11 protein-coding genes and 1 pseudogene are annotated in these 15706 nt (G+C 30.9%); 7 read left to right on the top strand and 5 right to left on the bottom strand.

From position 1 onward, the window contains the following. Positions 1 to 34 precede the first annotated feature (34 nt). The 3 genes from GCU34_RS12040 to GCU34_RS12030 form a co-directional block, all read right to left on the bottom strand. Positions 35 to 2044, bottom strand: a complete 2010-nt coding sequence (locus tag GCU34_RS12040) for a fumarate reductase/succinate dehydrogenase flavoprotein subunit (RefSeq protein WP_072781741.1) — start codon at positions 2042 to 2044, stop codon at positions 35 to 37. A gap of 15 nt (positions 2045 to 2059) precedes the next feature. After that, positions 2060 to 2935 carry a succinate dehydrogenase cytochrome b subunit gene (locus tag GCU34_RS12035; protein ID WP_072781743.1) on the bottom strand — a complete coding sequence of 292 codons (876 nt, stop codon included), beginning with the start codon at positions 2933 to 2935 and terminating at the stop codon, positions 2060 to 2062. Between the two features lie 258 nt (positions 2936 to 3193). Further along, entirely contained in the window at positions 3194 to 5779 is a 2586-nt protein-coding gene (locus GCU34_RS12030; RefSeq protein WP_072781745.1) for a WD40/YVTN/BNR-like repeat-containing protein, read from the bottom strand. 115 nt (positions 5780 to 5894) lie between these two features. On the opposite strand from GCU34_RS12030, the pseudogene GCU34_RS12025 reads away from it, so the two are divergent. Together GCU34_RS12025 and GCU34_RS12020 are read left to right on the top strand one after the other, a co-directional pair. Further along, a pseudogene (locus tag GCU34_RS12025) lies at positions 5895 to 7186 on the top strand (aminopeptidase P family protein). Between the two features lie 84 nt (positions 7187 to 7270). After that, positions 7271 to 8050, top strand: a complete 780-nt coding sequence (locus tag GCU34_RS12020; protein WP_072781749.1) for an alpha/beta fold hydrolase — start codon at positions 7271 to 7273, stop codon at positions 8048 to 8050. A gap of 48 nt (positions 8051 to 8098) precedes the next feature. On the opposite strand, the gene GCU34_RS12015 is transcribed toward GCU34_RS12020, so the two are convergent. Next, on the bottom strand, positions 8099 to 10276 hold the full coding sequence (locus GCU34_RS12015) for a carboxy terminal-processing peptidase (protein ID WP_072781750.1): 2178 nt from the start codon (positions 10274 to 10276) through the stop codon (positions 8099 to 8101). A gap of 144 nt (positions 10277 to 10420) precedes the next feature. Here GCU34_RS12015 and surE point away from each other — a divergent pair, with 144 nt between their 5' ends. From surE to GCU34_RS11990, 5 genes are read left to right on the top strand one after another with little or no spacing between them, the layout of a single operon-like run. After that, the gene (gene surE, locus GCU34_RS12010) at positions 10421 to 11188 is read left to right on the top strand and encodes a 5'/3'-nucleotidase SurE (protein WP_072781752.1); all 768 of its coding nucleotides are present in this window, start codon (positions 10421 to 10423) and stop codon (positions 11186 to 11188) included. After that, a complete protein-coding gene (locus GCU34_RS12005; protein ID WP_143146170.1) occupies positions 11176 to 11469 on the top strand; it encodes a hypothetical protein in 294 nt (97 codons plus the stop codon). Before surE ends, GCU34_RS12005 begins: the two co-directional genes overlap by 13 nt. Further along, positions 11469 to 12584, top strand: a complete 1116-nt coding sequence (gene lpxB / locus GCU34_RS12000) for a lipid-A-disaccharide synthase (RefSeq protein WP_072781756.1) — start codon at positions 11469 to 11471, stop codon at positions 12582 to 12584. Before GCU34_RS12005 ends, lpxB begins: the two co-directional genes overlap by 1 nt. Positions 12585 to 12613: 29 nt before the next feature. Then, positions 12614 to 13177, top strand: coding sequence for a C40 family peptidase (locus tag GCU34_RS11995; protein ID WP_084656804.1), 564 nt, complete (start codon positions 12614 to 12616; stop codon positions 13175 to 13177). A 10-nt stretch (positions 13178 to 13187) separates the two neighbouring features. Then, positions 13188 to 15206, top strand: a complete 2019-nt coding sequence (locus GCU34_RS11990) for a ComEC/Rec2 family competence protein (protein WP_072781758.1) — start codon at positions 13188 to 13190, stop codon at positions 15204 to 15206. On the opposite strand, the gene GCU34_RS11985 is transcribed toward GCU34_RS11990, so the two are convergent. After that, positions 15207 to 15671 carry a thioredoxin family protein gene (locus GCU34_RS11985; RefSeq protein ID WP_072781760.1) on the bottom strand — a complete coding sequence of 155 codons (465 nt, stop codon included), beginning with the start codon at positions 15669 to 15671 and terminating at the stop codon, positions 15207 to 15209. It lies immediately after the preceding gene. Positions 15672 to 15706 lie beyond the last annotated feature (35 nt).

The following is a 15706-nucleotide window of genomic DNA, read 5'->3' as shown; positions in this document are numbered from 1 at the left end:
CAATTACTATTTACTTTTTACTAATGACTAATTACTATTTATAATTTCTAGCTGCTATTTTGATGAATTCGTATTTCAATTCTTCTTTGTGTAATTCTTCTTTACTGATGTCGTCTCCTTTATATTCCCAAGCTCCAACGAATGAGAAATTTTCATCATCACGAAGAGTTTCACCTTCTGCATCTTGATATTCTTCTCTAAAGTGACCTCCACAAGATTCTTTACGTTGTAAAGCATCCATAGCCATTAATTGGCCTAATTCAATAAAGTCAGCCACACGAAGTGCTTTTTCTAATTCAGGGTTAAGTTCGTCGGCACTTCCTGGAACAAACACATCTTTATGGAATTCCTCTTTTAATTGAGCAATTTCCTCGATAGCTTCTTTTAATCCTTGTTCATTACGCCCCATACCAACTTTATTCCACATAATGTGACCTAATTTTTTATGGAAATGATCAACCGATTTAGAACCGTTATTATTTAAGAACTTATCTATTTGACCTTTAACCCTATTCTCTGCTTCTGCGAATTCTGGTAAATCAGTTGAGATTTTACCTGTACGAATTTCATCAGCTAGATAGTTGGAAACAGTATAAGGCAATACAAAATATCCATCAGCTAAACCTTGCATTAATGCAGAAGCCCCTAAACGATTTGCTCCGTGATCCGAGAAATTAGCCTCCCCTGCAACGAAACAACCAGGAATTGTAGATTGTAAATTATAATCAACCCAAACACCACCCATTGTATAGTGAACAGCAGGATATATTTTCATTGGAGTTTCATATGGATTTTCATTAGTAATTTTCTGATACATTTGGAATAAGTTACCATACTTTTCCTCAATCCATTCTTTACCTAATTTGATAATCTCTTCCTCAGATGGATTATGGTTACCTCTTGCATAAGCTACTTCTTTACCTTTATTTTTAATTTCAGTAGAGAAATCTAAGTAAACCCCTTCTTGAGTATCATTAGCTTCAATTCCATATCCTGCATCACAACGCTCTTTAGCAGCACGTGAAGCAACGTCACGAGGTACTAAGTTACCGAAAGCAGGATATCTTCTTTCTAAGTAATAATCTCTATCTTCTTCAGCAATTTGAGTTGGTTTTAATTTTCCAGCTCTAATAGCTTCAGCATCTTCTTTTTTCTTTGGAACCCAAATACGTCCTGAGTTACGTAATGACTCAGACATTAACGTTAATTTAGATTGATTTGTACCGTGAACAGGAATACATGTTGGGTGAATTTGCACATAACAAGGATTCGCAAATAAAGCACCTTGTTTGTGAATTTTCCAAGAAGCTGTTACGTTACTTCCCATTGCATTAGTAGAAAGGAAATAAACATTTCCATAACCGCCTGAAGCAATAATTACAGCGTGAGCTGAATGTCTTTCAATTTCACCTGTAACTAAGTTACGAGCAATGATTCCACGAGCTTTACCATCTACTTTTACTAATTCAAGCATTTCGTGACGGTTGTACATTTTAACACGACCTAAACCAATTTGACGTGATAAAGCTGAATAAGCTCCTAATAATAATTGTTGACCTGTTTGACCAGCAGCGTAAAATGTACGTTGTACTTGTACCCCACCGAAAGAACGGTTATCTAACATTCCACCATATTCACGAGCAAAAGGAACACCCTGAGCCACACATTGGTCGATAATATTTCCAGAAACTTCTGCTAAACGGTGAACATTAGCTTCACGAGCACGGTAGTCACCACCTTTAATTGTATCGTAAAACAAACGGTAGATTGAGTCTCCATCGTTTTGATAATTTTTTGCTGCGTTAATACCTCCTTGCGCTGCAATAGAGTGTGCACGACGTGGAGAATCTTGAAAACAAAATGCTTTTACATTATATCCCATTTCTCCTAATGAAGCTGCAGCCGAAGCTCCAGCTAAACCAGTACCCACAACAATTACATCGATTTTAGGACGGTTATTAGGAGCAACTAATTTTAAATGATTTTTATGATTAGTCCATTTATCTTTTAATGGTCCTTCTGGTATTCTAGAATCTAACTTCATGATTGTAAGTATTGATTATTTTAAAACAAAATGAATATAAAGAGGAATAATTGCGAATAATAGTGGCACTACTACTGCGAAAACCTTACCAACTAATTTAATTGTTGGTGTAAATTTATTATTTACTCCTAATGATTGAAATGCACTTTGGAAACCATGCCATAAGTGGAATGCTAAAACAAACATTGCTAACACATACCCTAAAGTTGCAAAGATTCCAATTTTTGGATCTTTAAAGAAATCAACTGTTACTTTATATAAATCTTTATAAACTGAACCCACTTTTACATTAGCATTTGCATTATACATATCGGTACCAATAAGTTTCATTGGCTTTTTCATCATAGGATTTGTTGCATCATCCTTTTCTCCATCAGCTAAAACTTGCTCAACCATATAATATTGACCAACTTGAGTTCCAACATAAAAATCTTTTGGTTGCGGTTGACCTGGCAATGTTATTGAAGTAGTCATTAATGGCATTTTCTTGTCAAAATGCATTTTAGCCCAAAAATTGACCATGTGCGTAACAATGAACACTAAAATTAATGTTCCTAAAATTGCCATGTTTCTAGAAGCAAATCCGCTGTTTGCACCTGGATTTGTTTTAGCATAAGCTATTGGTCTCGCTTTTTTGTTTTGTAATGTTAACAAAAATCCGTCAACAGCGTGAAACAAAATTGAAATGTACGTAACGTAAGAAAGAATTTTTACTGCAGGATTTGTGGTCATAAATAATGCATACTCATTAAATTTCTGATGAGCATTTGGCATTAATAATTGTAAATTACCTAGTAAGTGACCTACCAAAAACAAGCATAAAAATAAACCTGTAAGAGCCATCCAGTATTTTTTTGCAATAGATGACTTTAAAAGCGCTGATTTTGCCATAATTTATTTGATGTGATAGTTTTATTAAAATCAAACAAAAATAAGGTTATTTCATTTACACTACAACCTTTTAGCTCTAATTTATAATGAATTTAAAATGTGTTTAACCCAAATAAAATCAATCGATTACAAAGTATTACAAAATCATATATACATATTTAGCAAATTTTAAGTTTTAAATTTCTTGATTATTCGGCAAATAATTAAAGTTTAAAATAGAATTTAGGAAACTTTTCTAAAACCAATTTAGTTAACTTTTTATTTTGACTTTGTAATTTCAAAATCTATTTTTTCAGCTTCAATTTTAAATTTATAATTTCCTGGAACTAAATAAAATTTTCCGTTTTTGGCTTTTACTAGCTTATGATTTTTAACTAAGTTTTTATTAGAATATGTCAAATTGTATGCTACACTATTAAGCCCTTTTTTTAGTAGAACATTTTCCGAAAAAAGCACTTTATTATTACTATCTAAAATTTCAAACTTAGACTGTTTCTCAATATTACTAAATATCCAAACGTTAACACTTGGTTCAAAAAAATCTTCCCAACTATAATTTTTATTCCCCCAATGTTTTGATGATTTTATATCATCAATCTTAAACAAAAACAAAGTTTTTTCTAAATTTTCTGTATTCAAACTTTCTAATTTAGAAACATCAACTTTATAAATAGAGCGTCCGTGAGTTCCTACAACTAATTCTTTTGATTGAATTTGTAATTTAATATCATGAATAGGAACATTTGGCATTTCTTGAGAAAAATCGAACCAATCATCACCTCTATTCAAAGTTACAAACAAAGAATTATCAGTTCCTACATAAAGTAAATTTTCATTAAAATTATCTTCATAAATCACGTTTACTGCAGCATCTAATCCTTTTGAAATCAGTTTCCAAGTTATACCAAAATTTTCCGAAACGTATACATAGCTTTTAAAATCGTCATTTCTATAACCATTAAGTGTTACATAAACGCGTTCTTTTTTATGATTGGATGCTACAACTCTTGAAACCCATAAACTTTTAGGAAGATTTGCATTAATTTTCTCCCAAGTTGCTCCTCCATTTTTAGTGACATGAACATTTCCATCATCAGTTCCGGCATAAATTAACCCAAACTTCAATGGACTTTCCGAAATAGTTGTGATGCTACCAAAAGTAACATTACCTTCCACTTTTCCATTGGTTAAATCTTCAGAAATTTTTTCCCAAGTTTCTCCTTTATCCATTGAACGATGTAGAAAATTAGAACCTAAATACAAGATATCTTGATTATGACTCGACAACAAAATAGGTGTTTGCCAATTGAATCGAAATGGTTCTTCTTTTGAGTCTTTAGGTAATTTAGGAGTAATTTTCTTTAAATCATTAGTTTCTCGATCAATTCTAAAATAATTTCCAAACTGAAATCCAGTGTAAATTATATTTGAATTTCTATTATCTATCTGAATTTGCATTCCATCTCCACCAATTAATTCTTGATATGGATATTTTCCATCTTGATGCCAAGCGACATTTTGTTCGAAATTATTTGGCCCCATCCAAACACCATTATCTTGTAAACCTCCATAAACATTGTAAGGCTCTTGATTGTCTACTTGAACTGCATACAATTGCCCGACTGCTTCATTATTACATTTTATCCAATGTTTACCATTGTCGTATGTGATATTTACTCCTCCATCATTACCATTAATAATATGATTAGGATTTTTAGGATTAACCCAAGTTACATGATGATCTGCATGAACATTTTCCTTACTAATCATCTCAAAAGATCTTCCTCCATCTGTTGAATTTAACAAGGGAACACCACCTACATAAATTTGATTTTCATCATTAGGATTGACTGATATATTTGCAAAATAATATCCATAAGAATAATACATATCATCTATGAAGTCTTGATGAGTTTTGTTCCAAGATTTTCCACCATCTATAGATTTATATAATTCGCAACCTATTACTTCCGTTTCAAAAAGTGCTGCATTAGCATCTTTTGGCTTCTCTTTACTTGCATTTGGTCGGTTGTTTTGATTATCTAAAACAGCATAGATTATTTTTTCGTTTACAACAGCTAATCCTATACGACCTACACCTTCATTATTAGGAAATCCTGAATTTTCAGTTGAAATCAAGGTCCAATTTTCTCCTCCGTCTTCACTTTTATAAATCGCTGATTCTTTTCCATTTCCTTTGAAATTCCAAGCTTTTCTATCCTTTTCCCAAGAAGTTGCAAACATAATTTTAGGATTATCAGGAACAACTTGCAAATCTATAATTCCTGTTTTATTGCTTATAAAAAGCGTTTTATTCCAAGTTTTTCCACCATCGATAGTTTTAAAAATTCCTCTCCCTTCATTTTTAGTATATAAATGACCTAAAGCAGCAGCAACAATTTCATTAGAATTGATTGGGTTTACCCAAACTCTTGAAATATGGTGCGAATCTTGCAACCCTAAATTTTGCCATGTTTTACCTTTATCTGATGATTTTAGCAAACCAATTCCGGCATATGAAGAGCGCGAAGCATTAACTTCGCCTGTACCTATCCAAATTTCATTAGTTTTCCAATTTACTATTACTGAACCACAATTTAAGGTTGGAGCACTATCCATAACTGGTTGAAAACTTGTTCCGTTATTATTAGTATACCAAAGTCCGCCCGAAGCATAGGCCACATAAAATTCAGCAGGATTATCGGGATTAACCGCTAAATCTACTACTCGCCCACTCATAATTGTTGGACCAATATTTTGAAACTTTACATCGGAAACATCAATAATTTGACTATTTATTAAAAATGTTACAAAAAGGATAACGAAAGAAAACAGTTTTTTCATCAATTGAAATTTTTACCAAATTAATCAAATCTTGATTTTAATTCAAATTTTTAATTTCCTTTAACAGCTTTTCGATACATTCTTTTTAAATTTGGAACGCAAAAAATTCAAAACAATGAAATATCATCAAATAAACCGTGATTTATTCGTTAAAAATAGAAAAAAGTTCACGGCTCAAATGAAACCTAATAGCGTTGCCGTTTTTAATTCTAACGATATTTACCCTGTTAGTGCCGATAGTACTTTACCATTTGCGCAACATCGTGATATTTTCTATTTAAGTGGAGCTGATCAAGAAGAAAGTATTTTATTATTGTTTCCTGATGCACCGTATGAACACTTAAAAGAAATTTTATTTTTAAGAGAAACGAACGAACATATTGCAGTTTGGGAAGGAGAAAAATTAACTAAAGAACGTGCTTTTGAAGTAAGTGGTATCAAAACAGTAATTTGGTTACAAGATTTCCACAAGACTTTAAAAGAAGTAATGGCTTATGCTGATACCATCTATATTAATACTAACGAACATTACAGAGCTTCGATTGATACTGAAACTCGTGAAGCTCGTTTTGTAAAATGGTGGAAAGAAAATTATCCTGCTCATAAAGTTGAAAAATCGAATCCAATTCTTCAAAAATTACGTTCTGTTAAAGAGCCAGAAGAACTTGATTTAATTCAACAAGCTTGTAATATTACTGAAAAAGGTTTTCGCAGAATTTTAAATTTTGTAAAACCTGGAGTAATGGAATATGAAATTGAAGCAGAATTTTCTCATGAATTTTTAAGAAATCGTTCAAAAGGATTTGCTTACACACCAATTATTGCTTCTGGAAATAATGCTAATGTTTTGCACTACATTGAAAACAATCAAGAATGTAAAGCTGGAGATTTATTATTACTAGATGTTGGTGCAGAATATGCAAATTACTCAAGTGACATGACAAGAACCATTCCAGTTTCGGGTCGTTTTACAGATAGACAAAAAGCGGTTTACAATGCAGTTTTAAGAGTAAAAGATGAAGCAACAAAAATGTTAGTTCCTGGAAATTATTGGAAACAATACCATGTTGAAGTAGGTAAAATTATGACTTCTGAATTATTAGGTTTGGGCTTAATTGACAAAGCAGATGTTCAAAATGAAAATCCAGATTGGCCAGCTTATAAAAATATTTCATGCATGGAACATCTCACCATATGGGATTAGACACGCATGATTATGGATTATTGCATTTACCAATGGAAGCTAATATGGTGTTTACTGTTGAACCAGGAATTTATATTCCAGAAGAAAAATTTGGAATTAGAATTGAAGATGATGTAGTAATTCAACCTTCTGGAGAACCATTTAACTTAATGAAAAACATTCCGATCACAGTTGAAGAAATTGAATCGATTATGAATGCTTAATTAGAGATAAATATTCAAGAAGAAAGAGAAAAGACGGTTTACGAAAGTGAACCGTTTTTTATTTAGAATAATTACTTTTGCATTATGACTTACCAACAAATCACATACAAAAACACCTCAATCAATTTTTCTGATGAAGGAAAAGGAACTGCTATTGTTTTACTTCATGGCTTTTTAGAAAACAGCAACATGTGGCAATATCTTCAACCTGAATTAGTAAAAAACTATCGCGTAATTTGTATTGATTTATTAGGTCATGGAAAAACAGAATGTTTAGGTTATGTTCACACTATGGAAGAAATGGCAGATGCTGTTCATGAAGTTGTAAAACATTTACACTTAAAAAGAATTGTTTTAGCAGGACACTCTATGGGTGGTTATGTTTCGCTTGCATTTGCTGAATTGTATCCCGAAATGATAAAAGGTTTAATTTTATTAAACTCTACAAGCAAAGAAGATTCACCAGAAAGAAAAGCAAACCGTAATAGAGCTATAAGAGCGGTTAAAAAGAATTATCAAGCTGCTATTAGCATGTCGATTGCAAATTTATTTAGCGAAGCCAATAGAGATACGCTTATTACTGAAATTGAGTGGGCAAAAAATGAAGCTTTAAACACGCCTTTACAAGGAATCGTTGCGGCTCAAGAAGGCATGAAAGTTAGAAAAGACAGGGAAGTTTTATTACACACTACCGATTACCCGAAATTACTTATTTTAGGCAAAAAAGATCCTGTTTTAAATTTTGAGGAAAGTGTTTTACAAATTGAAGGAACCAATGTTCAATTAGAAACATTAGAAGATGGTCACATGAGCCATTTAGAAAACAAAAAAGAAGTAGAAAAAATTTTCAAAAAATTCCTTTAGGAAATTTAATTGAGAAAACTTTTTCTACCTCAAATTTAAAAGCAAAAATTAATCTACTCTTTCTAGTTTATTATCTTTTTTCTTTTTAGTCAACACCATTTTTTGACTAGAATATAAAACATTTAAATCATCTAAAACGTTAAGAGCTTCATCCATGTAAACGTCTTTTTGCATTTCTTCATGCCAACGAACTCTTTTTTCTTTTAGGATGGTATCTTTTTCAAAAATCATTTCTTCATAAGGTAACGATTTAAAATCTAAATTGTTTTTGTAATCTGTTATTGCTTTAAATTGTTTCAATTTTAAATCTGCTTCATCTAATTCATGTTTGAATTTCTTAAGATTTAAACTAAAATCATTTACATCTTTTCTTTCAAAAATCCATTTTGCATTTTCATCAATCAATTTGAATTGATCATTGTTTGCTACACGCTCTTTACTTTTATTAATTACTGATTCGTAACCTGCAAAAACCGGTTGGTATTCTGCTGGTGAAATTTTATCCCAAGGCAAAGCGTTTACTTCATCTCTTTCTCCCATATCAAGGTAACTAAATCTATCTGGTAAAACGATATCACTTAAAACTCCTTCTCTTTGAGTAGAACCACCATTAATTCTATAGAATTTTTGAGTAGTTGTTTTTAAAGCTCCTAAATCGCCAAAGTCGCTACTTCTGATAAACTGATTTAAATCGATAACATTTTGAACTGTTCCCTTTCCGTAAGTGTGTTTGCTACCAATTACGATTCCTCTTTTATAATCTTGAATTGCTGCCGCAAAAATTTCAGAAGCCGAAGCTGAGAAATTATCCACCATTACTACTAATGGACCGTCCCATTGTACCGATGCATCTTTATCATAAAGTACTTCTTGTTTTCTACCTGAAGATTTAATTTGCACAACTGGACCTTGCTCTATGAACAAACCTGTCATGTTTACAACAGTTTCTAATGAACCGCCGCCGTTTCCTCTTAAATCGATAATTAAACCTTGAATTCCTTCTTTTTTAAGTCTTTCAATTTCTAGAGCTACATCTTTGTAAGCATCTCTATTATCTTTATTTTCGAAACTGATGTAGAATTTAGGTAAATAAATGATTCCGAATTTTTTACCATCTTTTTCTACTGTTGATGATTTTGCAAAAGTTTCTTCTGTTTCTACTTCATCACGAATTATAGAAATTATTTTAATAGTTCCATCTACTTTTTTTACCGTAAGGCGAACTTCAGTTCCTTTATGACCTTTTATTTTTTTAACCACATCATCTAATCGCATTCCGGCAATATCAAGAGGTTCTTCTTCACCTTGACCCACTTTCAAAATTAAATCTCCTGCCTCTAATTCTTTACCTCTCCAAGCTGGTCCTCCAGAAATAAGTTCCGAAACTTCTACTGCATCATTTTTCTTTTGTAAACGCGCACCAATTCCTTCAAACTTCCCACTCATACTGATATCGAATTTATCTTTATCATCTGGCGAAAAATAGAATGTATGCGGATCAAACTGTTCTACGATTGAATTTAAGAAAATTGAAAACCAGTCGTTTCTGTCTAATTCTTTTTCAACAAAATCAAAATATTCGTCTAAAGATTTTAATGAATTTTCTCTAGCTTCTTTTTCAATTGTTCCAAATGATTTTACAGTATAAGTTGAATCTTTTTTATGTTTTGCTTCTTCTAATTTTTGTTTATCTGTTACTGAAGATAACACTGAAAATTTCAATTGTTTTCTCCATCTATCTGTTAATTCTTTTTTGTTTTTAGCGTAAGGCAATTTATCATAATCCAGGTTAATTTCTTCATCTTTAGAAAAATCAAATGGTTTATCTAAAATTTCTTCATAAATACTTCTTGACTCGTGTATACGTTGTAATAAACGAGAATTAGTTAATTCAAAAAAAGTTAAATCTTTAGTCTTAATTAAATCATCTATACTATTTTCATATTTAGCAAACTCATTAATATCTGATTGATAGAAAAAACGTTTCGTAGGATCAATTCCATTGATGTATTTTTTATACACTTTTTGAGAAAAATTATCATCAAAAGCGACAGGACTATAATGCCCTCTCTCTAACACATAAGACAATAGTTCTATTAAAAGTTTATCTTTTTCTGGATCTTCAACTTTTTTAGAAGGAATAAAACTCCATAACACAGCAGATAATGCTGTAACAAGCAAAATAATTTTATAATTTCTCTTCATATAATCAACAATTCGGTTCATTGCAAAATTTTCAACTAAGGTACATAAAAAACTATGCCACGATAGTGCAAGATACGATAAAATTTTGTTAAACATCCTAATAAATATGCCTTCAAGAGAAATAGTCTTAGCTTTAAATTATTATTTTAGCAAAAAAATAAAAAAATGCAACGCCCATTAATTTTAGTTACAAACGACGATAGTATAGTTTCACCTGGTATAAGAACTTTAATTAGTATTATGAAAGAAATAGGTGACATTATTGTAGTTGCTCCCGATAGTCCACAAAGTGCTATGGGACATGCCATCACCATAAACAACACGCTTCATTTAGATAAAGTAAATTTAGATCCAGAAATTGAACACGAGTACAGTTGTTCTGGAACTCCAGTTGATTGTGTAAAAATGGCGGTTCATGAAATTTTAAAACGAAAACCCGATTTATGTGTTTCTGGTATTAATCATGGTTCAAACTCTTCAATTAATGTAATTTATTCAGGAACTATGAGTGCTGCTGTAGAAGCTGGAATAGAAGGAATCCCTGCAATAGGATTTTCGCATTTAGATTACAGTTGGGAAACCGATTTTAGCCCTATAAAAAGATTTGTAAAGAAAATTGCTTTAGAAGTTTTAAAAAATGGACTTCCAGAAGGAGTTGTATTGAATGTGAATTTTCCAAAATCGGAAAAAGGAGAAATTAAAGGAATTAAAGTTTGTCGACAAGCAAAAGCAATGTGGATTGAAGAATTTGATAAAAGAACCAATCCGCAAGGAAAAGATTACTATTGGCTTACAGGCGAATTTGTAAATCAGGATAAAGGTCAAGATACAGATGAATTTGCTCTTGAAAATGGGTTTGTATCTATTGTCCCGGTTCAATTTGATTTAACTGCACATCATGCGATTCAAACTATTAATAATTGGGATCTATAATTATGCAAAAAAAAGATATTTTAATCGGTTTATTATTTGGCCTACTATTAGGTTTTGCCGGATTTTTAATTGTGGTTATGTTGTTTTCTAATGGAGGCACATCAATACTGGAAAATTATTCATATTTAAAAAACAATGGTTCTATAGGTAAAGTCATTACATTAGGTGCGGTTCCTAACTTGTTACTTTTCTTTTTCTTTTTAAACAAAAACAAAGAAATGATGGCTAGAGGAGTTATTTTATCCATGCTTGTACTTACTATTATAACATTACTTCTATAATGAAATATTATATAATTGCAGGAGAAGCTTCAGGAGATTTGCATGGTGCAAACTTAATGAAAGCCTTAATAAAAGAAGATCCCAATGCTAACATTCGGTTTTGGGGTGGAGATTTAATGGCACAAGCAGGCGGAACTCTTGTAAAACATTATCGCGATTTAGCTTTTATGGGTTTCATTGAAGTAGTTATGAATTTGAAAACCATATTAAACAACATAAATTTCTGTAAAAAGGACATTGAATCGTTTCAACCAGATGCTATTATTTTTATTGATTATCCTGGTTTTAATATGCGAATAGCTACTTGGGCTAAAGAAAAAGGAATTCCTACGCATTATTATATTTCGCCTCAAATTTGGGCTTGGAAAGAAAACAGAATCAAAGCCATCAAAAAAGATGTTGATTTTATGTACGTTATCCTTCCGTTTGAAAAGGATTTTTACGAGAAAAAACATAATTTCCCAGTTGATTTTGTAGGACATCCTTTGATTGATGCAATCCAGAACAGAAATATTGTAAATGAAGCCGATTTTAGAAAAGAACACCAATTAGACGAAAAACCTATTATTGCTTTGTTACCGGGAAGTCGAAAACAAGAAATCAATACAAAATTGAAAATTATGGTTTCTGTAGTTGATTATTTCCCTCAATATCAATTTGTAATTGCTGGAGCTCCAAGTCAAGATTATGAAATTTACAAACCTTTTTTAGTAAATAAAAATGTACATTTTATTTCGAACAAAACTTATGATTTATTGAGCGTAGCTCATGCAGCTTTAGTAACATCGGGAACAGCTACTTTAGAAACTGCTTTATTTAAAGTTCCTGAAGTTGTTTGCTATAAAGGAAGCTGGATTTCTTACCAAATTGCTAAACGAATTATTACATTAAAATTCATTTCATTGGTTAACTTAATCATGGATAAAGAAGTTGTAAAAGAATTAATTCAAGGTGATTTGAATACGAAAAATTTAAAACTTGAGTTAGGCAAAATTCTTGAAGGAGAAAGCCGAGAAAACATCCTTAAAAACTATGATATTCTCGAACAAAAATTAGGAGGAACTGGCGCTAGTGAAAAAACTGCTGCATTAATTGTTTCTCGATTAAAAAAATAATTTATACTTTCGTTTAAAAGCCTATTAAAATGATTAAAAGAATCTTTTTTATATTCTTATTAGCCACTATTATTACCAATTGTAAATCTAAATCTAGCATTGTTACTTCTAAAGACGAAGCAGTTGAAAAAGGAATTTACAGTTACAATGAAAAAAACAGTAAAACAAAAGTTAGCAAAAAGAGTAGTTCTAAAAGCGTTAATGCAACTAGAATTCAACAAGATTTAATTGATGATGCAAAGTCAAACTTAGGCGTTAAATATCGCTTAGGTGGAACTACTAAAACTGGAATGGATTGTTCTGGATTAGTTTTTAGCACATTTGAAAATTTCGACATAAAATTACCTAGAACATCGATAGATATGTCGAGACATGGTAAAAAAATAAGCATAAATAAAGCACAACCTGGCGACTTAATATTTTTTACAACTAATGGAAGAAATGTTATCAACCACGTTGGAATTATTACAGAAGTTACTAATGATGAAATAAAATTTATACACTCTTCAACAAGTCAAGGTGTCATTATTTCTTCAACAGCAGATAGTTATTATGGTAACACATTTGCACAAATAAATAGAGTTTTAAACTAAAATGTAATGCATGAAGGCTTTTCCTTTTCCATTGATTGTATTTACTATTTTCTTTGGATTAGGAATTGTATTCGATTTTTCTACAAAAATTGATTTTCTTTATCTTATTGTTTTAAATATTTTTTCAATTGCCTTTTTAGCGTTCTTTTGGTTAAAAGCAAAACAATCCTATACTTTAGAAACTAAATTTGGATTTGCAACTGTTGCTACCGCTTTTGCTTTTGGCGCCTTAATTCATCATTTTAATTTTGAACCTAATCAGCAAAGTCATTATTCAAAAATTGCAACTACTGAAACTCCAATTGTGTTGAAAGCTGTAGTTCAAAGTAACTACAAATCAACTGAGAAAAATGATAAATATTTAGTCCAACTGCAATCGGTAAACGATATAGCAACAACAGGTAAACTTTTAGTTTATATTTCGAAAAAAGAACAAAAAACAATAACACCTGGAGATGAAATTATAGCTTTAGGAAAACTTCAAATTGTACCTCAAAACTTTAATCCTTACCAATTTGATTATTCAAACTATTTAGCATATCAAAACATATTTCATCAAACTTTTATAAGGGAAGGAAAAATAAAAATTGTTAATCACCGTAACAATTGGGATTCATTTTGGTTCAACCAAAGACAAAAATTACTCGACAGTTTTTCTATTCATAATTGGGATGCTAGTACAAAAAGTATCGTTTTTGCTTTATTATTTGGTTACAAAAACTTGATTGACCCATCAATAATTGAAAATTATCAAAACTCGGGAGTTATTCACATTTTAGCCATTTCTGGACTACATGTGGGTATTTTATATTTATTCATCGGTTTTCTTTTAAAACCAATTGGAAATAGCAAAAAAGGGTTAATTCTAAAGTTAGTACTCACTTTGTCTTTTCTATGGAGTTTTGCTATTTTAACTGGTTTCACAGCTTCGGTAACAAGAGCCGTAACTATGTTTTCGATAATTGCAATTGGAAGAGCATTAAACAGAGATACTTCAATTTACAATTCAATTGCTTTTTCGGCTTTATTATTACTTGTATTCAAACCAAATTTTATCTTCGATATTGGTTTCCAATTAAGTTATGCTGCTGTTTTATCAATTGTTGCATTTCAACCTTTTTTCAAAAATTTATACTTTACTAAATTTAAAATTGTAAATTATTTTACCGATTTAGTAATGGTTTCATTAGCGGCACAAATTGGTGTTTTACCATTAAGCATTTATTATTTCAATCAGTTTCCTGTTTTGTTTTTGGCGGCCAATATTGTAATAATTCCGTTAACTACAGCAGTTGTCATTACGAGTTTAGCAACGTTAATTTTGAATTTTATATTTCCATCTCTAGCTATTTTATTGGGTAAACTAGCTTCTTTTTGTATCCAATTAATGAACATGTATGCAGAATGGATTGCAAGTTTTAACGGACTAGTTATTCAAAACATCTCATTTAGTTCGATTTTATGTGTTTTAGGATATGCATCGATTATTACTTTTTTGATTTTCTTTTACAATCGAAGAACCAAAACATTATACTATTTTTTAAGTTCCATAATTATATTTCAAATCGCATATATGATTACGATAACTTTAAAAAATACAACTGAAGAATTTATTGTTTACAATGCCAATGAACTATTAATAAGTGAGAAAAAAAACAATAAAATCAGCTTTTTTTCAAACGCGCCAGAGACTAATAGTGATATTATTAACGATTATGCAAAAGGAAGTTTTGTAGATCAAACTCAAATTTTTCCAATAGAGAACGCCTTGTTTTTTAAAAATAAAAATGTTTTAGTAATTGATAGTTTAGGTAAATATCAAACAAAACATAAAGCATCTATTATTGTGCTTTCAAACAATCCGACTATAAATTTAGAACGTGTAATTAAACATCATCATCCCGAAATTATTATTGCCGATAAAACCAATTCGTTTTATAAAGTTCAAAAGTGGAAAGCAACTTGCGTAAAAGAAAAAATCCCTTTCCATACTACTGCCGAAAAGGGATTCTATAAAATTTTGAAATAATTATTTTTTAACTATAATTCTGTTTGCTTCAGCAAGCCATTTTTCAGGACCACCTGCTAAGTAACCTGTACTTCCCAAAGCTTCTAGGTTTACCTTTTTACCTTCTTTTAATTGTGGTTTTACAAACCAAATTGTTGGATAACCCGTTACACCAAACATGTTTTGCATGTTATAGTTTTGAGCTTTTATAGCGTCATCTTGAGGTGTTCGTCTAGGAAAATCTAATTCTACTAAGATTACATTTTCTGCTGCCCATTTTGCAAATTCAGGTTTATGGAAAACTTCTTTTTGCAAACGAATACACCATCCGCACCAATCGGAACCTGTAAAAAATAATAACATAGGTTTATTTTCTTCCAATGCTATTTTAGCCGCATCAGAAACATCTGTATGCCATTTTAATTCTTGTGCCTGAGCAACTAATCCAGAAACTAAAAAAAGTGCTATTACTAAATATTTCTTCATCTTTACTTATTTTATTCAAAAATAGACAAAAAGAA

It is taken from the genome of Flavobacterium haoranii, assembly GCF_009363055.1.
In the GTDB taxonomy this organism is placed as follows: Bacteria; Bacteroidota; Bacteroidia; order Flavobacteriales; family Flavobacteriaceae; genus Flavobacterium; species Flavobacterium haoranii.
This window is presented reverse-complemented; position numbering and strand designations above follow the sequence as displayed.

Bases quoted from the DNA above. Each gene is read 5' to 3' on its own strand.
- surE (WP_072781752.1), top strand. From the start codon at position 10,421: ATGCAACGCCCATTAATTTTAGTTACAAACGACGATAGTATAGTTTCA.
- lpxB (WP_072781756.1), top strand. From the start codon at position 11,469: ATGAAATATTATATAATTGCAGGAGAAGCTTCAGGAGATTTGCATGGT.
- GCU34_RS12040 (WP_072781741.1), bottom strand. From the start codon at position 2,044: ATGAAGTTAGATTCTAGAATACCAGAAGGACCATTAAAAGATAAATGG.
- GCU34_RS12020 (WP_072781749.1), top strand. From the start codon at position 7,271: ATGACTTACCAACAAATCACATACAAAAACACCTCAATCAATTTTTCT.
- GCU34_RS12030 (WP_072781745.1), bottom strand. From the start codon at position 5,779: ATGAAAAAACTGTTTTCTTTCGTTATCCTTTTTGTAACATTTTTAATA.
- GCU34_RS12035 (WP_072781743.1), bottom strand. From the start codon at position 2,935: ATGGCAAAATCAGCGCTTTTAAAGTCATCTATTGCAAAAAAATACTGG.
- GCU34_RS11985 (WP_072781760.1), bottom strand. From the start codon at position 15,671: ATGAAGAAATATTTAGTAATAGCACTTTTTTTAGTTTCTGGATTAGTT.
- GCU34_RS11990 (WP_072781758.1), top strand. From the start codon at position 13,188: ATGAAGGCTTTTCCTTTTCCATTGATTGTATTTACTATTTTCTTTGGA.
- GCU34_RS11995 (WP_084656804.1), top strand. From the start codon at position 12,614: ATGATTAAAAGAATCTTTTTTATATTCTTATTAGCCACTATTATTACC.
- GCU34_RS12015 (WP_072781750.1), bottom strand. From the start codon at position 10,276: ATGAACCGAATTGTTGATTATATGAAGAGAAATTATAAAATTATTTTG.